This is a genomic window from Pseudomonas sp. ML96 (assembly GCF_000761545.1).
Lineage (GTDB): Bacteria > Pseudomonadota > Gammaproteobacteria > Pseudomonadales > Pseudomonadaceae > Aquipseudomonas.
Genome location: NZ_JPMY01000046.1, coordinates 151,658 through 169,788 on the forward strand (window position 1 = coordinate 151,658; position 18,131 = coordinate 169,788).

Below are 18,131 nucleotides of genomic sequence, written 5' to 3' on the forward strand. Positions count from 1 at the left end.
ACCATAGTCGCGTTTTGCCATGAGCGCGCGAGCGCTAGTGCGATCAGCCCTCCAGCGCCGAAGCCGGACCGAAGAACTCGTAGCGCGCCTGGGCTTCCGGCACCCCGAGCTCGCGCAGATTGCGCTTGATCGCGCTCATGAACGGCTTGGGTCCGAGGAAGTACACGTCGGCATCGCGCTCGGCTGGCAGCCAGGCCTGCAGGCGTTCCAGGCTCAGGCGACCGTAGGCGTCAGCACCATCGTCCGGGCGCTGCTCTTCCAGGCAGTAGAAGCGCTGCAGCTGCGGATGGGCGGCGGCCAGCTCGTCGACGCGGGCGGCGAAGGCCTGCACCCCGGCGTGGCGCGCGCAGTGGATGAAGCGAATCGGCCGGCCGCTGTGCACCGCCGTTTCCAGCATGGTCATCAGCGGGGTGATGCCGACGCCGGCGCTGATCAGCACCAGCGGCTTGGTCGACACATTCAGGGTGAACTCGCCGGCCGGGATGAACAGCTCGATCTCGGCACCCTCGGCAATGCGGTCATGCAGGTGGTTGGAGACCCGCCCGCCCGGCTCGCGCTTGACGCTGATGCGGTACTCGCGGCCGTTCGGCACGGCGGACAACGAGTAGTTGCGGCGCACTTCCTCGCCGTCCAGGTGCAGGCGCAGGCCGATGTACTGGCCGGGGATGAAGTCGAGAATGGCGCCACCGTCGACCGGCTGCAGGTAGAAGGAGGTGATCTCCTCGCTCTCGCTGACCTTGCGCGCCACGCGGAAGGCGCGCCCGCCACGCCAGCCGCCCTCGGCACGCTCGGTGGCCGAGTAGATTTCCTCTTCGGCGCCGATCAGCAGGTCGGCCAGTTGCCCATAGGCGGCGGCCCAGGCCGCGATCACTTCGTCAGTAGCGATCTCGGCGCCCAGCACTTCGCGGATCGCGCGCAGCAGGCAGCTGCCGACGATCGGGTAGTGCTCGGGGAGAATCTGCAGCGACACGTGCTTCTGCACGATCTGCCCGACCAGCGGGCCGAGCGCCTGCAGGCGGTCGATGTGCTTGGCGTACATCAGCACGCCGTTGGCCAGGGCGCGCGGCTGGTCACCGCTGGCCTGGTGCGCCTGGTTGAACAGCGGGCGTACCTGCGGGTACTCGCTGAGCATCATGCGGTAGAAGTGGGTGGTCAGCGCCTCGCCGCCGGTCTCCAGCAGGGGCACGGTGGCCTTGACGAGAGCGATGTGTTCGTTGGACAACATATGGAGTTCCTCTTGCACGCAGGGTTGTTCTGCAGGAGGAGTTATCAGCATTCGTGCCAGATAATTTTTATTTATATTTCAATCACTTATTAAAGAATGAGTCGATTAGACAGCAAGTCATTTCGACACCAAGGAGTCCAGATGACAACCCATCCACTGCTGCAGGCGCTGCTACCGCTGGTCGACGATCTGAGCCGCGAGCTGGCCGAGGACGAACGCTACCGGCGCCTGCTGGCGGCCCTGCGCGCGCTGATTCCCTGCGACGCCACGGCGCTGCTGCGTCTGGATGGTGAGCAGCTGATCCCGCTGGCGGTGGATGGCCTCAGCCCGGACACCCTGGGCCGGCGCTTCGCCCTGGCCGAGCACCCGCGCTTCGAGGTGCTGCTCGGCGACCGCGCGCCGACCCGCTTCGCCGCCGACAGCGACCTGCCCGACCCCTACGACGGCCTGGTCGAGGAGCATGTCGGCCATCTGGAAGTGCACGACTGCCTGGGTTGCCCGCTGTTCATCGATGACCGCCCCTGGGGCCTGATCACCCTCGACAGCCTGGAACCCGGCAGCTTCGAGCAGAGCGATCTGGACAACCTGGAAGCCTTCGCCCGCCTCGCCGCCGCCTCGGTCAAGGCCAACGACCGCCTGCTCAGCCTGACCCAGCGCGCCGAAGCCGAGCGCCAGCTGGCCGCGCGCTTCCGCGAGGTCGCAGCGCAGGCCGGCGCGGCCGAGATCATCGGCCAGAGCAGCGCGCACCAGCGCCTGCAGGCGGAGATCGACACCGTCGCCGGCAGCGACCTGACCGTGTTGATCACCGGCGAGACAGGGGTCGGCAAGGAGCTGGTGGCCCAGGCCATCCACGCCCGCTCGGCGCGGGCGCGCAAGCCGCTGATCAGCATCAACTGCGCGGCGCTGCCGGACCAGCTGGTGGAGAGCGAGCTGTTCGGCCATGTGCGCGGCGCCTTCACCGGCGCCAGCGGCGAGCGCAGCGGCAAGTTCGAGCTGGCCGACGGCGGCACCCTGTTGCTCGACGAGGTCGGCGAGCTGCCGCTGCCGGTGCAGGCAAAGCTGCTGCGCGTGCTGCAGAGCGGCCAGCTGCAGCGCCTGGGCTCGGACCGTGAACACCGGGTGGACGTGCGCATTCTCGCCGCCACCAACCGCGATCTGGCCGAGGAGGTGCGCGCCGGACGCTTCCGCGCTGACCTCTATCACCGTCTCAGCGTCTATCCGCTGCAGGTGCCGCCGCTGCGCGAGCGCGGCCGCGACGTGCTGCTGCTGGCCGGGCACTTCCTCGAACAGAGCCGCGCGCGCCTGCACCTGCGCGGCCTGCGCCTGGGCAGCGAGGCCCAGGCCGCGCTGCTGCGCCACGACTGGCCGGGCAATGTGCGCGAGCTGGAGCACCTGCTCGGCCGCGCCGCGCTCAAGGCCCTGGCGCGCCAGCCCGAGCGGCCACGTATCCTCAGCCTGGAGGCCTGCGATCTGGATTTGGGGGTGGCGACCACAGTGGCGGCGCCGGCTGGCAATGCGATACAGGCGGTGGTCGAGGAGCCGGCGCTGGTCGGCGACCTGCGCCAGGCGGTGGACGAGTATCAGCGCCGGCTGATCCAGGCCGCCCTGCAGCGCACCCAGGACAACTGGGCCGCCGCCGCCCGCGAGCTGGGCCTGGACCGCGCCAACCTGCATCGGCTGGCGACGCGCCTGGGGATCAAGTAACTCCCGTCAGGTTCTGTAGGAAAAGTCGTCGAGCGAAGGTGAGGCTAGGCGAAGCTCGGTGAGGAAGCGCAGTTTACGAGCGGTAAATGAGCATTCCGAACCGAGCTTTAACAACGCATCACCGAGCGCAGGCACTTTTCGTGCAGAACCTAGAGACGGAAGCGCTGCACCATGCCGTTCAGATCGCTGGCCAGGCGCGCCAGCTGATCACTGGCCACCGAGGTCTCGTGGGCGCCGGTGGCGTTCTGTTCGGCGATGTCGCGGATGGCCACCAGGTTGCGGTCCACCTCGCGCGCCACCTGGGCCTGCTGCTCCGCCGCGCTGGCGATCACCAGGTTCATCTCGTTGATCTGGCTGACCCGTTCGGCGATCAGCGCCAAGGCGCTGTCCGCCTCGTTGGCCAGTTCGCTGCTGCGCCCGGCGTACTCGCTGCTCTCGCCCATGGCCTCGACCGACTCCTGGCTGGCGCTCTGGATCGCGCTGATCATGCGTTCGATTTCCTGGGTCGAGGTCTGCGTGCGCTGCGCCAGCGCGCGTACTTCGTCGGCCACCACGGCAAAACCGCGGCCCTGGTCGCCGGCCCGCGCGGCTTCGATGGCGGCGTTCAGGGCCAGCAGGTTGGTCTGTTCGGCGATGGTGCGGATCACTTCCAGTACGCGGCCGATGGCGATGGCCTCGTCGGCCAGGCGGCCGATGGTGCCGGAGGTGATCTGCAGGCGCTGGCTGAGCTGCTCGATGGTGCTGCGCGTGGTGCTGACCTGACGGCGGCCAGCCTCGGCGGTCTGCTCAGCTTCGCGGGACGAATCGGAGGTGTGGTTGGCGTTGCGCGCCACCTCGTCGACCGCCGCCGACATTTCGGTAACGGCCGTGGCGGCCATCTGGATCTCGTCGTTCTGCCGGGTGATGCCGCGCGCCGATTCGTCCGTCACCGCGTGCAGCTGTTCGGCCGCCGAGGCCAGCTGGGTGGCCGAGCCCTGGATGCCCTGCAGGGTGTCACGCAGGGTCTGCTGCATTTCCGAGAGCGAGTGCTGCACCTGGGTCACCTCGTCGGCGCCCTCGGCGCGTACCGGCTGGCTCAGATCGCCGCCGGCGATGCGCTTGGCCGAGGCGCTGAGTTCGGCGAGCGGCTGGGTGATGCTGCGGCTGAGCAGCCAGGCGGCGATCAGGGTGAACAGCACGGCCGCACCGAGAATCAGGCTGAACAGCCAGGTGGCGCCATCGGCGTTCTTCTCTGCGCGATCACCGGCGCTGGCGGCGCCGCGGTTGTTCATGTCGATCAGCTTGTCGAGGGCGGCGATCAGTTGGTCGAAGCCCTGGGCCGACTGCTCGGCGGCAGCCTCGTCGAGCTGGCCGGCGCGCACGCTGTCGACCACCTTGGCCAGCGATGCCTCGTAGGCGTGGCTCTTGCTCTCGTAGTCCTGGAACAGGCGGCGGTCCTCGTCGAGGATGATGGTTTCCTCGTAGGACTTGTCGTAGCCGCTGACCCGGCCGCGGATCGACTGGGCCTCGGCGCTCAGCGCACTCAGGCGCTCCGGATTGGCCATCAGCTCGTACTCGACCAGGCGCAGGCTCTGCCGTTCTGACTTGATCTTGGCCATCAGGTCGAGGCCGAGCATCCATACGTCCTTCACCTCCAGCAGGTCGCCGCGCAGGCTGGACAGCTGGGTGAGGGCGACGCCCCCGGTGAACAGCAGGATCAGGGTGAGCACCCCGAAGCCAATGATGTTGCGCATTACGACAGTGACAGAACGCAGAACCATGACCAACTCCAGGGAGTTATGGGGAGTACAGGGTTAGCGTCAGTATTGGCCGGTTATTTAGGGGTCGCGGAAAACTTCCTGCAGGCCCCATACCAGGCCCGCAGGCTAGAGCGGCCGGCGCCTCAGCCGAAGAACCAGTAGCAGACCAGGATCGAGGCGACCACCCCGACGAAGTCGGCGAACAGGGCGCAGCCAACCGCGTGGCGGGCGCGCTGGATGCCGACCGCGCCGAAGTACACGGCGAGCACGTAGAAGGTGGTCTCGGTACTGCCCTGCATGGTTGCCGCGACCAGCGCCGGGAAGCTGTCCACGCCCTGGCTCTGCATGGTCTCGATCAGCATGGCGCGCGCCGCGCTGCCGGAGAACGGCTTGACCAGGCCGGTGGGCAGCGCCTCGACGAAGCGGCTGTCCCAGCCCAGGCCCTCGACACACCAGCGCACGCCGTCGAGCAACACGTCGAGGGCGCCGGAGGCACGCAGCACGCCAACCGCGCAGAGCATGGCGACCAGGTAAGGCAGCAGGTTCTTGGCCACCTCGAAGCCGTCCTTGGCGCCCTCGACGAAGCTCTCGTACACCGGCACTTTCTTCAGCGCGCCGAGCAGCAGGAAGCTCAGGATCAAACCGAACAGGGTGAGGTTGCCGAGCAGCGAGGACAGCGCGGTCAGCGCCGTGGCGGAAAGACCAGCCAAGACCGCCATGAAGGTGCCGATGGCCAGCGCTGCGCCGCCGAGCCAGGCCAGCAGCACCGGGTCCCACAGGCGCAGGCGCTGCATCACCGCCACCGAGAGCAGGGCGCTGGCGCTGGAGATGGCGTTGGCCAGGAGGATCGGCAGGAACACCAGGGCCGGGTCTTCCGCCCCCTGCTGGGCGCGGTACATGAAGATCGACACCGGCAGCAGGACAAACGAGGAAGCGTTCATCACCATGAACAGCACCTGGGCGTTGCTCGCCGAGGTCGGGTTGGGGTTGAGCTCCTGCAGCGCCTTCATCGCCCGCAGGCCGATGGGCGTGGCGGCGTTGTCCAGGCCCAGGCCGTTGGCGGTGAAGCTCAGGGTGACCAGGCCGAGCGAGTGGTGGCCACGCGGCACCTCCGGCATCAGCCGGGCGAACAGCGGCGCCAGCAGCCGCGCCAGGGCCTCGACCAGGCCGGCCTTCTCGGCGATACGCAGGAAGCCCAGCCACAGGGTGAGGGTGCCGAACAGCAGGATCATCACGTCGACGGAGGTCTTGGCCATGGTGAACAGCGCTTCCACCATGGCCGCCCATACCGTCGCGTCACCGCCTATCCAGCGCACCAGGGCGGCCAGCGCGGCCACCACGAAGAATCCTAGCCACAGGCCGTTGAGCATCGTCAGTTCCCCTTGTCCGCTGGCGATGATAGCGAGCCGACCGGGTGCGGGCGAGCCATGGCCCCACAATGAACAAAGGCGCAAACGGCTCGCCCTTGTGGGGCGGCGCCGTTTGCGCCTTCGTTGCTACCTGACCCGACCCTTGCGGGAGTACTCCCTGTACCCCTAGGTCACTCCGCGAGCAGAGCGTCCCGGTCCCCTGGCATGTGCGCCTGTCCCCGCGCCTTTCGTCCCTGGAGCCCTACGACCTTCTGCAGGCCGCAGGGGTTCCTACCGTCAGGGTGCTCGACGGCCGAAGATCAGCGACACAATGAACATCACCAGGAAGACCACAAAGAGAATCTTGGCGATCCCGGTGGCGGTGCCCGCGATACCACCGAAGCCCAGAACAGCGGCGATGATGGCGATGATGAGGAATGTGATAGCCCAGCTAAGCATGATGACGTCTCCTTATTTCAACGACCTGGAGGAGGAACCAGGCTTTCGCCCGCTGCCTCATCCTCGGATTCGGAATCCAGGCTCAGGTACATGGCCTGAGTCAGGGTGAACAGGCTGCCGACCAGGCCGCAGATGGCGGCCAGCACAGCAAGGATCGGGGTAAGCATCGCGTCTCTCCTCTGCTCATTGCCGGGCGCTAGCGCCGGCCTGGTGGTGGCGAAAACTCCGCCTTTGCCTGCTATCTCTCAAATCCCATGCCAGTCGTTATTCTTGAAAATATCCTTATATTTCAATGAATTAATAAATCACCGAGAAAGTCATGGCGTGCAGCATGCGAGATCGTGCGAAATTATTCGTGCAACTTGCACGAGAGTTACCGGACTAACCCTCCAGGCCGCCGCAAGAGAGAACCCATCAATGCCGCAAGAAACCGCCGACAAGGGCCGCATCCTCCTGGTGGATGACGAGTCCGCCATCCTCCGCACCTTCCGCTACTGCCTGGAGGACGACGGCTACAACGTCTCCACCGCCAGCAGTGCCGCGCAGGCAGACAACCTGCTGCTGCGCCAGGTGTTCGACCTGTGCTTCCTCGACCTGCGCCTGGGCGAGGACAACGGCCTCGAGCTGCTGGCGCAGATGCGCGTGCAGGCGCCGTGGATGCGCGTGGTGATCGTCACCGCACACTCCGCGGTGGACACCGCGGTCGACGCCATCCAGGCCGGCGCCGCCGATTACCTGGTCAAGCCCTGCTCGCCGGACCAGCTGCGCCTGGCCGCCGCCAAGCAGATGGAAGTGCGCAGCATGACCGCGCGTCTGGAAGCGCTGGAGGTCGAGGTACGTAAGGCCAAGGACGGCCTCGACTCCAACTGCCCGGCGATGATGGCGGTGCTCGAGACTGCCCGGCAGGTGGCCGGCACCGACGCCAACATCCTCATCCTCGGCGAGTCCGGTACCGGCAAGGGCGAGCTGGCCCGCGCCATTCACGGCTGGAGCCGCCGCGCCAAGCGCTCCTGCGTGACCATCAACTGCCCGTCGCTGACCGCCGAGCTGATGGAGAGCGAGCTGTTCGGCCACGCCCGCGGCTCCTTCACCGGCGCCAGCGAGAGCACCCAGGGCCGGGTCGCCCAGGCCGACGGCGGCACCCTGTTCCTCGACGAGATCGGCGACTTCCCGCTGACCCTGCAGCCCAAGCTGCTGCGCTTCATCCAGGACAAGGAATACGAGCGGGTCGGCGACCCGGTGACCCGCCGCGCCGACGTGCGCATCGTCGCCGCCACCAACCTCGACCTCGACGAGATGGTGCGTGAGGGGCGCTTCCGCGAGGACCTGCTGTATCGCCTCAACGTCATCACCCTCAAGCTGCCGCCGCTGCGCGAGCGCCAGGAAGACGTGATGATCCTCGCCGAACGCTTCCTCGCCCGTTTCGTCGGCGACTACGCGCGCCCGGCGCGCGCCTTCAGCGCCGAGGCCAGCGCCGCGCTGCAGGCCTACCACTGGCCCGGCAACATCCGTGAACTGCGCAACGTGATCGAGCGCGCCAGCATCATCTGCCAGCAGGAAGAGGTGACCGTGGCCAACCTCGGCCTCGGTGGCGCGGCCGAGGGCGGCAACAACAATGTCCAGGTCGGCGCCGCGCTGAGCCTGGAGGAACTGGAGAAGGCGCATATCGCCGCGGTGCTGGCCAGCAGCAACACCCTCGACCTGGCGGCCAAGACACTGGGCATCGATGCCTCTACGCTCTACCGCAAGCGCAAGCAGTACAACCTCTGAGCGCGGAGTTCCGATGAAGCTGCCGATTAAGCTGCGCACACGCCTGTTCCTCAGCATCTCGGCACTGGTCACCGTCGCCCTGATCGGCCTGCTGCTCGGCCTGTTCAGCGTGATGCAGATGGCCCGCAGCCAGAGCGAGCTGATCCAGCGCGGCTTCAGCGCCGTGCAGTACAGCCAGAAGCTGCGCCAGCACCTGGGCGACCAGTTGATGCTGCTGATCGACGAGCGCGCCGATGCGGCCGCGCTGGAGCGCACCAACCAGCGCTTCCGCGAGACCCTGGCCCAGGCCAAGGCCGCCAAGCTCGGCCCGCACTACCTCGAAGGCCTGCAGGAAGCCGAGCACCTCTACGAAGAGATGCAGGCCGCCGCGACACAGGCCGCGCCGCCAGGCGCAACGCCCTACAACCTGGCCCGCGACGAGGGCTTCACCCGCGCCTTCGAACGCCTGCGCGACCACCTGCGCGCCGAGCAGGACCAGGTGGTGACCCGGGTGATCGAAAACGAGAGCCGCTCCGGCCAGCGCTCGCTGCTGATCGCCGTGCTGCTCGGGCTGATGGGCGTGGCCGTGCTGCTGGTCGGCATCCTCACCGCCAACGGCATCGCGCGGCGCTTCGGCGCGCCGATCGACACCCTGGCGCGGGCCGCCGACCAGGTCGGCAAGGGCAACTACGACGTGGTCCTGCCGGTGTCGCCGGTGGCCGAACTGGCGGTGCTCAGCCGACGCTTCGGCCTGATGACCGAGTCCCTGCGCCAGTACCACTCGAGCAACGTCAACCAGCTGCTGAGCAGCGAGGGGCGCCTGCAGGCGGTGCTCGATAGCATCGACGACGGCCTGGTGATCCTCGACGCCAACGGCCGCATCGAACACGCCAGCCCGGTGGCCATGCGTCAGCTGTCCTGGAGCAGCGACCCGCACGGCCAGGACATCGGCCCGCTGCTGCCGGGCCACGAGGTCGACGAGGCACTGCGCCAAGTGCTGGCCGGCGAAGTGCTGAGCGAAGAGCCGCAGGACCTGGAGATCGACGGCGACGGCGAACGTCGCCTGCTGGCCTGGGCACTGACCCCTGTGCAGCTACGCGCCGGCACCAGCGTCGGCGCGGTGATGGTGCTGCGCGACGTGACCAAGCAGCGCGCCTTCGAGCGGGTGCGCAACGAGTTCGTGCTGCGCGCCTCGCACGAGCTGCGCACGCCGATCACCGGCATCCACATGGCCTTCAGCCTGCTGCGCGAGCGCCTGCAGCTGCCGGCCGAAGGGCGCGAGCGCGAGCTGATGCGCACCGTCGACGAGGAGATGCGCCGTCTGGTGCAGCTGATCGACGACCTGCTCAACTTCTCGCGCTACCAGAGTGGCCTGCAGACTCTGCAGCGCACGCCCTGCGAGCCAGCCGGCATGCTCGAGCAGGCGCGCCAGCGCTTCGACCTCAAAGCCGAGGAGTGCGAGGTACAGCTGACCATCGCCGTGCACGAACCGCTGCCACGGCTGAACCTGGATGGCGGACAGATCGAGCGGGTGCTGGACAACCTGATCAGCAACGCCCTGCGCCACAGCGACCCCGGCCAGGAGGTGCAGCTGCAGGCCCTGCGCGTGGGCGAGCGGGTGGTGATCAGCGTGCAGGACCAGGGTCCAGGCATTCCCTTCGGCCAGCAGAGCCGGATCTTCGAACCCTTCGTCCAGGTCGGCCGGCGCAAGGGCGGTGTCGGTCTCGGCCTGGCGCTGTCGCGGGAGATCATCCAGTTGCACGGCGGTGTGCTCGGCGTGCACTCGCAGCCTGGGCAGGGCGCGCGCTTCTACCTCAGCCTGCCGGTCTGACCGCAACGAAAAAGCCGCCCGTAGGCGGCTTTTTTATTCAGAGAGATCAGCGCAGGATCGGGTCGAACTTATAGCGGCGCCCGGCCGCCAGGGCCACCACGAAGGCACTGGCGAAGAAGCCGGCGGTGCATTTCAGCGCCAGCGCCGGCGTCTCTTCCAGGCCGGGATACAGCCACAGGGCGCACAGGCTGAGAACGGTCATGATCAGGGTGAGGATCGCGCTTCGGGACATGGTCGGCTCCTCGCTCAAAAGACCCAGCGTGGCTGGCGTTCGAGGGGCTGCGGCTGGCGCACGGCGGTGTCGGTCTCGTCGTCGGCGATGCGCAGCCAGCGACCATCCTCACGGGCATTACGCGCCGCCTGGCGGCGAATCTCGCCGAAGTGTTCGAGCAGCGCCGACTGGCCACGATCCCCTTGCACGGTGGTGCTCTGCAGCGTCATCTCGGCAGTCTTGGCGCCGGCTCCCGCCGTATTGGCGAAATCCTTGGCGTAAGCTCCGTTGACCAACAGCGCAGCGGCGCAGAACAGGCTCAGGTGGACAGTGTGCATGGCGCTTCTCCATCAGCAGGTCAATCGGGCTTACATCCCTGACTCTGCAGCGCCCATGCCAGGCTCGAATAACTTAAATTATCCTTTTAAATCAGTAACTTAAAATAATTAGAAAGCGACCCCGCCATGCGCTTTGCAAGATCGTGCATTTTGCACAATTGCAAAATGCACGATCAGCTCAGCCGTGGCAGGACCACGCCGAAGCACGAGCCCTCACCGAGACGGCTGTGCAGCTCGAAATGGCCGCCATGGGCCTGGACGATCTGCTCGCTGATGAACAGCCCCAGACCGAGGCCATGCGGGATGCCGTTGTCGGCGACCCGCTCGAACTGCTCGAAGATGCGCCGCCGGTCCGCCTCGCCGATGCCCAGGCCCTGATCCTGCACCTCGACGCGGACGTGTTCGCCATCTGCCCGCACCCGCACCTCGACCGGCTTGCCGCCGCCATAGCGCTGGGCGTTGGTCAGCAGGTTGGCCAGCACCTGCTCGATGCGGAACTCGTCGACCAGCACCGGTGCCGGGCCCTCGACGCTTAGCGTCAGCACGCCATCGGCCTGGGCGAACTGCGGCGCCAGGGTCTCCACCACGCGCCCGGCGAGCACGCCGAGGTCGCTGGGCTGCGGGCGGATCGACAGCTTGCCGGTGCGGATGCGCGAGACGTCGAGCATGTCGTCGATCAACCGGGTCAGGCTGCGGATCTGCCGCTCGTCGCGGGTGGTCATCTCGCGCAGCTTGTCCAGGCTGAAGGCCTCGCTGCGGTTCTGCTGCAAACGCAGCTTACGCAGCTGCACCTCCAGGGTCAGGCCATTGAGCGGCGTGCGCAGCTCGTGGGAAACCACCGACATGAACACGTCGCGCATCTGCACCGCGTGCTGCAGTTCGCTCTGCGTCGCGCGCAGCTCGGCGAGCAGCGCCTCCTGCTCGCGGCGCGCCACCTCCAGCGCCTCCAGCTGGCAGCTCAGCGCCTTGCGCTGGCGGTACAGCTCGACGAACACCGCCACCTTGCTGCGCACCTCGAAGGGCGACAGCGGCTTGTGCAGGAAGTCCACCGCGCCGCTCTCGTAGCCCTGGAAGGCGTAGTTCAGCTCGCGCCCGGCGGCGCTGACGAAGATGATCGGGATGTGCTTGGTCTGTTCACGGCCGCGCATCAGCTCGGCCAGCTCGAAGCCGTTCATGCCTGGCATCTGCACGTCGAGCAGGGCCAGGGCGAAGTCGTGTTCGAGCAGCAGCGACAGCGCCTGCTCGCCACTGCTGGCCTGGTACACCGTGCGCTCCTCGTCCTGGATCAGCTTGTGCAGCGCCAGCAGGTTCTCCGGCAGATCGTCGACGATCAGCAGCTTGGCTTCGATCTTCCTCAGCATGACGGGGCATCCAGTTCGGTCAGCAGCATGTGCATGGCATCCAGGGTCAGCAGAAAATCCGGTTCGAGCAGCGCCAGGGCGGCCTCGGGCATGGTCGATACCTGCGCATCGGCCGGGTCCTGCAGCAGGGTCAGGCCGCCACCACGCTGCACCGCCAGCAGCCCGGCGGCGCCATCCTCGTTGGCGCCGGTGAGCAGCGCGGCGGCCAGATGCTCGTCGTAGGCGTCGGCGGCGGATTCGAACAGCACGTCGATCGAGGGCCGCGAGAAGTGCCGCGGCTCTTCACGGCTCAGGGAAAAGCTGCGGTCGCGCTCGATCGACAGATGATAGCCGGCCGGCGCCACGTAAACGGTGCCGGCGCGCAGGCTCTCCTTGTCCTCGGCCTCCTTGACCGGCAGCTGCAGGCGCCGCGCGAGCAGGTCGGCGAGCAGGCTGTCGCGGCTGTCCGGCACGTGCAGCAGGCACACCACCGGCAGGCGGTAGTCCGCCGGCAATGGCGCGAGCAGGCGCAGCAGCGCCTCCACGCCACCGGCCGAGGCGCCGATCAGCAGCACCTGCGGCGCCGGGCGGCGCTGGCCACGGAGGACGATCCAGCGGCTGTTCATCGTTTGCGGAAGATCCGTTCGCGGCGCACCACCGGCTCGAACTGCTCGGCGTAGGCGGAGAAGTCCAGGCTCTCCTTGCTGCCCAGGCCGAGGAAGCCGCGGTGACAGAGCGACTCGTGGAACAGCCCGAGCGCACGGTTCTGCAACTCGCGGTTGAAGTAGATCAGCACGTTGCGGCAGGACACCAGCTGGGTCTCGGCGAACACGCTGTCGGTGGCCAGGCTGTGGTCGGCGAAGGTCACGTTGTTGCGCAGCGACTTGTCGAACAGCACCCGGTCGTAGGCCGCCGTGTAGTAGTCGGAGAAGGCCCGCGTGCCGCCGGACTTCTGGTAGTTCTCGGTGTAGGTGCGCAGGTTGTCGAGGGCGAAGATGCCCTGCTCGGCCTTCTCCAGCGAGTGCGGGTTGATGTCGGTGGCGTAGATCATGCTGCGCTCCAGCAAGCCTTCCTCTTGCAGCAGGATGGCCAGCGAGTAGACCTCCTCGCCGGTGCTGCAGCCGGCCACCCAGATCTTCAGCGAGGGGTAGGTGTGCAGCAGCGGCACCACCTGCTCGCGCAGGGCGAGGAAGTAGCCGGGGTCGCGGAACATCTCGCTGACCGGGATGGTGAGGAACTGCAGCAGCTGCATGAACGCCGAGGGCTCGTGCAGGATGCGCTCCTGCAGCGCGGAGATGGTCGGGCAGCCCAGCTGTGCCTGTGCCTGCTGCACGCGGCGCTTGAGCGAGGCGCCGGCGTAGTCGCGGAAGTCGTAGCTGTAGCGCAGGTAGATCGCCTCGATCAGCAGGCGCAGTTCGATCTGCTCGGGCATCACAGGCGTTCCAGTTTTGGCATCCACACGCGGATCAGCGAGAACAGCCGATCCAGGTCGATGGGTTTGGCCAGGTAGTCGTTGGCGCCGGCCTCGCGGCAGCGCTCCTGATCGTCCTTCATCGCCTTGGCGGTCACCGCGATGATCGGCAGGTTCTGCCACTGCGGCTCCAGGCGAATGCGCCGGGTGGCCTCGTAGCCATCCATCTCCGGCATCATCACGTCCATCAGCACCAGGTCGATATCGGCGCACTCGCGCAGCTTGCTCAGGGCCTCGTGGCCGTTACGCGCGATCTCCACCACCGCGCCCTTCTGCTCCAGGGCGCTGGACAGGGCGAAGATGTTGCGCACGTCGTCGTCGACCAGCAGCAGGCGCCGGCCCTCGAACAGCTTGTCGCGGCTGCGCGCGGCCTTGAGCATGCGCTGGCGCTCGCTGGACAGCTCGGCCTCGACCTTGTGCAGGAACAGGGTGACCTCGTCGAGCAGGCGCTCCGGCGAGCGCGCGCCCTTGATGATGATCGAGCGCGAATACTTGAGCAGCTCGGCCTCTTCGTCGCGGGTCAGGTTGCGCCCGGTGTAGACGATCACCGGCGGGAAGGAACAGATGTCCTCCTCGGCCATGCGCCGCAGCAGCTCGTTGCCCTGCATGTCGGGCAACTTGAGGTCGATGATCATGCAGTCGAACACCGTCTGGCGCAGTTTCTCCAGGGCCTCGCCGGCCATTTCCACGGCGGTGATCTCGACGTCGTCGTCGCCGATCAGGCGGGCGATGCTGTCGCGCTGCAAGGGGTCGTCTTCGACCAGCAGCACGCGTTTGACCTGCTGGTTGAGCTTGGCCTCGAGCTTGTCGAACACCGCCTTGAGCTGGTCGCGGCTGGTCGGCTTCAGCGCATAACCCACCGCGCCCAGGTGCAGGGCCGCCTCGCTGTGGTCCTCCACCGAGACCACGTGGACCGGAATGTGGCGAGTGACGGCATCGTCCTTGAGGCGCTGCAGCACGCCCAGGCCGGAGCCGTCGGGCAGGTGCATGTCGAGCAGGATGGCGTCGGGGCGGAACTGCCGCGCCAGCTCCAGGCCCTCGTCCGCGCCCGGCGCTACCAGGCCGGCGTAGCCCAGCTCGTGGGCCAGGTCGAAGAGGATACGGGCGAAGCGCGCCTCGTCCTCGACGATCAGCACGCAGCGGCCACCGCGCTCATGCAGCTGCTCGCGGTCATCGGCGAAGGCCGCCGGCGGACGTTGCACCGGCGCATTGGCTGCCACCGGCGCCGCGGCCACCAGAGGTGCTGGCTCGGGCAGTGGCGGCGGCGCGAGCGGCGCCTCGGCGAACTGTTCCGGCAGCAGCAGGGTGAACAGGCTGCCTTCGCCAGGCTGGCTGCTCACCGTGATGCCACCGCCGAGCAGGCGCGCCAGGTCACGCGAGATGGACAGGCCGAGACCGGTGCCGCCGTAGCGGCGATTGGTGGTGCCGTCGGCCTGGCGGAAGGCCTCGAAGATCACTTCCTGCTGGTCCGCAGCGATGCCGATGCCGCTGTCGCGCACGGCGAACGCCAGGGTCTGCGCGTCATGCCGCGCCACGCTGAGGGTAACGCCACCGCGCTCGGTGAACTTGAAGGCATTCGACAGCAGGTTGCGCAGGATCTGCTCCAGGCGCTGGCGGTCGGTGAACAGGCGCTCCGGCACGCCGGCGTGCAGCTCGACGGCGAAGCTCAGGCCGCGTTCGCCAGCCAGCGGCGCGAAGACGTCGCGCAGGCCCTGCAGGGTGCTCGCCAGCGGCGTCGACTCGGGGCGCACCTCGAGCTTGCCGGCCTCGACCTTGGCGATGTCGAGGATGTCGTTGATCAGGTCGAGCAGGTCGTTGCCGGCCGAGTAGATCGAGTCGGCGAACTTCACCTGCTCGGCGTCCAGGTTGCCCTGTGGGTTCTCCGCCAGCAGCTTGGCCAGGATCAGCGAGCTGTTCAGCGGCGTGCGCAGCTCGTGGCTCATGTTGGCGAGGAACTCGGACTTGTAGCGGCTGGCGCGCTGCAGCTCCTCGGCGCGCTCCTCGAGCTGGGCCTGGATGCGGCCCAGGGAGATGTTGCGCTGGTCCAGTTCGTCGCGCTGGTCGGCCAGCACCTGAGTCTGCTCGGAGAGCTTCTCGTTGGTCTGCTCCAGCTCGGCCTGCTGGGTTTCCAGGTGCGCCTGGGATTCCTTGAGCACCCGAGCCTGTTGCTCCAGCTCCTCGTTTGCCGCGCGCAGCTCCTCCTGCTGGGTCTGCAGTTCCTCGTTGAGCTGCTGGGTCTCGGCCAGCACCTCCTGCAGGCGCTGGCGATAACGCGCCGCCTCCAGCGAGGTGCCGATGCTGCTGGCAATGGCCTCGAGAAACTCGCGCGCGCGCTCGCCGAGCGGCTGCATGAAGGCCAGTTCGAGCACGCCGTTGACCCGGTCATCGGCCTGCAGCGGCACCAGCAGCACGCAGTGCGGGCGCCCCTCGCCGAGACCCGAGGCGACCTTGATGTAATCCTCCGGCAGGTTTTCCAGCAGTACCGTGTTGCGGCTCTGGGCGGCCTGGCCGACCAGGCCCTGGTTGGCCATCACCTGCCGCCCGCGCTCCTCGTCGCCCTGGCTGAAACCGTGGGCGGCGATGCGCTGCAGATCACCGGTCTGGCTGTCACGCAGGTACAGCGCGGCAACCACGCAGCCAACGTAGCCGGCGAGGAATTCCAGCGAGCGGTTGGCCAGCTCGGGCACCTGCTGCTGGCCGAGCAGGCGCTCCGTCAGCTGGGTCTGCCCGCCGCGCAGCCAGGCACGCTGGCGCTGCTCCTCGGCGTACTCGTCCTGCTTGGCCATGGCCTGCGAATAGATGCCCGACAGGTTCACCAACTCGCGGCGGCCGAACAGCGCCAGCAGGCCGCTGAACAGGATGCTCACCAGCAGGTAGGCGCCGGTGCCCCAGGTGGTGGTGGCGTTGACGTCGGCGTTGCGCTTCTGCCGCAGCTGGCGTTCGCTGGTGATGAAGTCGTCCATTTCCCGGCGCATGCCGTCGATCAGGCTCTTGCCGCGGCCGCGGCCGACTTCTTCCAGGTAGTCGCCACCGTCACGCCGCGAGCCGATCACTTCCTGGGCGTACTGATCCCACTGCTGCTGCAGCGCCAGCACCCGCTGGGTGCGCTGCACCTGCGCCGGGTTGTCCTCGATGCGCTCGGCAAGCTGCTCCAGCAAAGGACGGAATTTGCTGCGAGACAACTCATAGGGCTCGAGGTATTCCTCCTTGCCGCTGAGCAGGAAGCCGCGCATGCCGGTCTCCATGTCCAGCGTCAGCTTGTAGATCTCGCTGGCGCGGTTGAGCACCTGGTCGGTGTGCTCGACCCAGCGGATCACGTTGAGCAGATAGCCGATCACGGCCGCGAAGAACAGCGCGCTCAACACGCCCAAACCGAGCGGCAGGCCGACGTTGCGATTGAGAATTCGGCGGAACCTTTCCTCGTCCATTGCGGCCTGACTCGACATCTGTACGTCCATTGTGGGTTGACTCGCTGCTTCTGTGGCGGGGCGGCTGTGGCAAACTGACACCGTAGGTTTGCCGAAGTTTGCCAAACAATCGCGCGCGTTGCCGCCCGGATCTAGCCTGAGAAATTGATGAACAGCTACCAGCCCACTATCCGCAAGAGCATCCTGCTGGTCGAAGACGACGATGTCGTGCGCTTCCTCACGGTCGAGATACTCGAGGAATTCGGCTACCAGGTGCAGGCACTGGGCGATGCCAACAGTGCGCTGGAACTGCTGCGCAGCGGCGAACCCTGCGACCTGCTGATGAGCGACGTCGGCCTGCCCGGCCTCAGCGGGCGCGAACTGGTCGAGGCGGCGCGCGAGCTGCGGCCGACCCTGCCGGTGCTGTTCGCCAGTGGTTACAGCGAGCCAGGCCTGCTCGACGATATCCGCCGCAAGCACCCGCAGGCCGCCACCGACAGCATCGTCAAACCCTTCGACTTCGATCAGCTGGCGCGTTGCCTGAGCGAACTGGTCGGCGTCTAGGGCGCGCACTGGCGCCGTTACGGAGCGGCATCTAGTCTGGACTCACCACTAGGAGAAGGAGAGTCCGTTCATGTCTCGTGCCAGTCTGTTCTGCCTGAGCCTGTTCGCCAGCCTGCTGATTGCCGGCTGCGCCAGCAAGACCACCCAGCCCTCGCAGTATTCCGGCTTCCTCGCCGACTATTCGCAGCTGCAACCGGCCAAATCGCCCAGCGGCGCGCCGGTACTGCGCTGGGTTGCGCCAACCTTCAAGCCGGATGCCTATCCGGAGGTCTACGTCGAGAAGCCGGTGTTCTACCCGGCGCCCAAGCCTAGCGACACCGTCAGCCAGGCCACCCTGGACCAGATCAGCGACTACCTGCAGAAGGCCATCGAGCGAGAACTGTCGCAACGCATGCGTATCGTCGATACCCCGACCCGCGACAGCCTGGTATTGCGCAGCGCCATCACCGCAGTGGACAGCTCCGCCGAAGATCTGCACGTCTACGAGGTGATCCCGATCGCCCTGGTACTGGCCGCGGCCAATACCGCCGCCGGCACCCGCGACCGCGACACCAATATCTACCTCGAGCTGGAAGGCGTGGATGCGCGCAACAACGAGCCGATGATCCGCGTGGTACGCAAGGGCCACGGCCTGAAGCTGGAGAACGACAGCACCCAGCTGACCCTCAAGGACATCCAGCCGGCACTGGACTCCTGGGCCAAGGACGCGCGCGCCTTCAAACCATGATGCCGGCCCATCAGGGC

Annotated in this window: 15 protein-coding genes and 2 pseudogenes; 5 read left to right on the forward strand and 12 right to left on the reverse strand. The window is 67.2% G+C overall.

Going from position 1 to position 18,131, the window contains the following annotated elements; genetic code table 11:
• Positions 1-43: 43 nt before the first annotated feature.
• On the reverse strand, positions 44-1,225 hold the full coding sequence (gene hmpA / locus IP89_RS22115; protein ID WP_043312089.1) for an NO-inducible flavohemoprotein: 1,182 nt from the start codon (positions 1,223-1,225) through the stop codon (positions 44-46).
• A gap of 141 nt (positions 1,226-1,366) precedes the next feature.
• On the opposite strand from hmpA, the gene norR reads away from it, so the two are divergent.
• A complete protein-coding gene (norR, locus tag IP89_RS22120) occupies positions 1,367-2,929 on the forward strand; it encodes a nitric oxide reductase transcriptional regulator NorR (protein WP_043312091.1) in 1,563 nt (520 codons plus the stop codon).
• A gap of 149 nt (positions 2,930-3,078) precedes the next feature.
• Here norR and IP89_RS24020 read toward each other — a convergent pair.
• The 5 genes and pseudogenes from IP89_RS24020 to IP89_RS23480 form a co-directional block, all read right to left on the reverse strand.
• Positions 3,079-4,077: pseudogene (locus IP89_RS24020) on the reverse strand (methyl-accepting chemotaxis protein); the annotation flags it as partial.
• 87 nt (positions 4,078-4,164) lie between these two features.
• Positions 4,165-4,689 (reverse strand): annotated as a pseudogene (locus IP89_RS24025) (MCP four helix bundle domain-containing protein); the annotation flags it as partial.
• A gap of 122 nt (positions 4,690-4,811) precedes the next feature.
• Positions 4,812-6,038, reverse strand: coding sequence for a nucleoside recognition domain-containing protein (locus IP89_RS22130; RefSeq protein ID WP_043312092.1), 1,227 nt, complete (start codon positions 6,036-6,038; stop codon positions 4,812-4,814).
• A 276-nt stretch (positions 6,039-6,314) separates the two neighbouring features.
• A complete protein-coding gene (locus IP89_RS23225) occupies positions 6,315-6,476 on the reverse strand; it encodes a DUF1328 domain-containing protein (RefSeq protein WP_043312093.1) in 162 nt (53 codons plus the stop codon).
• A gap of 17 nt (positions 6,477-6,493) precedes the next feature.
• The gene (locus IP89_RS23480; RefSeq protein ID WP_156115112.1) at positions 6,494-6,643 is read right to left on the reverse strand and encodes a hypothetical protein; all 150 of its coding nucleotides are present in this window, start codon (positions 6,641-6,643) and stop codon (positions 6,494-6,496) included.
• 250 nt (positions 6,644-6,893) lie between these two features.
• Between IP89_RS23480 and algB the strand changes: the two genes are divergently transcribed.
• On the forward strand, positions 6,894-8,246 hold the full coding sequence (algB, locus tag IP89_RS22140) for a sigma-54-dependent response regulator transcription factor AlgB (protein WP_043312095.1): 1,353 nt from the start codon (positions 6,894-6,896) through the stop codon (positions 8,244-8,246).
• 13 nt (positions 8,247-8,259) lie between these two features.
• The gene (locus tag IP89_RS22145; RefSeq protein ID WP_043312097.1) at positions 8,260-10,056 is read left to right on the forward strand and encodes an ATP-binding protein; all 1,797 of its coding nucleotides are present in this window, start codon (positions 8,260-8,262) and stop codon (positions 10,054-10,056) included.
• A gap of 46 nt (positions 10,057-10,102) precedes the next feature.
• On the opposite strand, the gene IP89_RS22150 is transcribed toward IP89_RS22145, so the two are convergent.
• The 6 genes from IP89_RS22150 to IP89_RS22175 form a co-directional block, all read right to left on the reverse strand.
• Positions 10,103-10,288, reverse strand: a complete 186-nt coding sequence (locus tag IP89_RS22150; protein WP_043312099.1) for a PA3371 family protein — start codon at positions 10,286-10,288, stop codon at positions 10,103-10,105.
• 14 nt (positions 10,289-10,302) lie between these two features.
• Positions 10,303-10,605 (reverse strand): hypothetical protein, encoded by a 303-nt coding sequence (locus IP89_RS22155; RefSeq protein ID WP_043312101.1) that lies wholly within the window; start codon positions 10,603-10,605, stop codon positions 10,303-10,305.
• A gap of 173 nt (positions 10,606-10,778) precedes the next feature.
• A complete protein-coding gene (locus IP89_RS22160; protein WP_043312102.1) occupies positions 10,779-11,966 on the reverse strand; it encodes a hybrid sensor histidine kinase/response regulator in 1,188 nt (395 codons plus the stop codon).
• Positions 11,960-12,571: a chemotaxis protein CheB gene (locus IP89_RS22165; RefSeq protein ID WP_043312104.1), complete on the reverse strand. Its 612-nt coding sequence runs from the start codon at positions 12,569-12,571 to the stop codon at positions 11,960-11,962. The genes IP89_RS22160 and IP89_RS22165 overlap by 7 nt, the downstream gene beginning before the upstream one ends.
• The gene (locus IP89_RS22170; RefSeq protein ID WP_043312106.1) at positions 12,568-13,377 is read right to left on the reverse strand and encodes a protein-glutamate O-methyltransferase CheR; all 810 of its coding nucleotides are present in this window, start codon (positions 13,375-13,377) and stop codon (positions 12,568-12,570) included. The genes IP89_RS22165 and IP89_RS22170 overlap by 4 nt, the downstream gene beginning before the upstream one ends.
• On the reverse strand, positions 13,377-16,862 hold the full coding sequence (locus IP89_RS22175) for a response regulator (RefSeq protein WP_043312230.1): 3,486 nt from the start codon (positions 16,860-16,862) through the stop codon (positions 13,377-13,379). Before IP89_RS22175 ends, IP89_RS22170 begins: the two co-directional genes overlap by 1 nt.
• A gap of 129 nt (positions 16,863-16,991) precedes the next feature.
• Between IP89_RS22175 and IP89_RS22180 the strand changes: the two genes are divergently transcribed.
• Positions 16,992-17,387: a response regulator gene (locus tag IP89_RS22180; protein WP_043312107.1), complete on the forward strand. Its 396-nt coding sequence runs from the start codon at positions 16,992-16,994 to the stop codon at positions 17,385-17,387.
• 70 nt (positions 17,388-17,457) lie between these two features.
• Positions 17,458-18,114, forward strand: coding sequence for a DUF3313 domain-containing protein (locus tag IP89_RS22185; protein WP_043312109.1), 657 nt, complete (start codon positions 17,458-17,460; stop codon positions 18,112-18,114).
• Positions 18,115-18,131 lie beyond the last annotated feature (17 nt).

Bases quoted from the DNA above. Each gene is read 5' to 3' on its own strand.
- hmpA (WP_043312089.1), bottom strand. From the start codon at position 1,225: ATGTTGTCCAACGAACACATCGCTCTCGTCAAGGCCACCGTGCCCCTG.
- norR (WP_043312091.1), top strand. From the start codon at position 1,367: ATGACAACCCATCCACTGCTGCAGGCGCTGCTACCGCTGGTCGACGAT.
- IP89_RS22130 (WP_043312092.1), bottom strand. From the start codon at position 6,038: ATGCTCAACGGCCTGTGGCTAGGATTCTTCGTGGTGGCCGCGCTGGCC.
- IP89_RS23225 (WP_043312093.1), bottom strand. From the start codon at position 6,476: ATGCTTAGCTGGGCTATCACATTCCTCATCATCGCCATCATCGCCGCT.
- IP89_RS23480 (WP_156115112.1), bottom strand. From the start codon at position 6,643: ATGCTTACCCCGATCCTTGCTGTGCTGGCCGCCATCTGCGGCCTGGTC.
- algB (WP_043312095.1), top strand. From the start codon at position 6,894: ATGCCGCAAGAAACCGCCGACAAGGGCCGCATCCTCCTGGTGGATGAC.
- IP89_RS22145 (WP_043312097.1), top strand. From the start codon at position 8,260: ATGAAGCTGCCGATTAAGCTGCGCACACGCCTGTTCCTCAGCATCTCG.
- IP89_RS22150 (WP_043312099.1), bottom strand. From the start codon at position 10,288: ATGTCCCGAAGCGCGATCCTCACCCTGATCATGACCGTTCTCAGCCTG.
- IP89_RS22155 (WP_043312101.1), bottom strand. From the start codon at position 10,605: ATGCACACTGTCCACCTGAGCCTGTTCTGCGCCGCTGCGCTGTTGGTC.
- IP89_RS22160 (WP_043312102.1), bottom strand. From the start codon at position 11,966: ATGCTGAGGAAGATCGAAGCCAAGCTGCTGATCGTCGACGATCTGCCG.
- IP89_RS22165 (WP_043312104.1), bottom strand. From the start codon at position 12,571: ATGAACAGCCGCTGGATCGTCCTCCGTGGCCAGCGCCGCCCGGCGCCG.
- IP89_RS22170 (WP_043312106.1), bottom strand. From the start codon at position 13,377: ATGCCCGAGCAGATCGAACTGCGCCTGCTGATCGAGGCGATCTACCTG.
- IP89_RS22175 (WP_043312230.1), bottom strand. From the start codon at position 16,862: ATGTCGAGTCAGGCCGCAATGGACGAGGAAAGGTTCCGCCGAATTCTC.
- IP89_RS22180 (WP_043312107.1), top strand. From the start codon at position 16,992: ATGAACAGCTACCAGCCCACTATCCGCAAGAGCATCCTGCTGGTCGAA.
- IP89_RS22185 (WP_043312109.1), top strand. From the start codon at position 17,458: ATGTCTCGTGCCAGTCTGTTCTGCCTGAGCCTGTTCGCCAGCCTGCTG.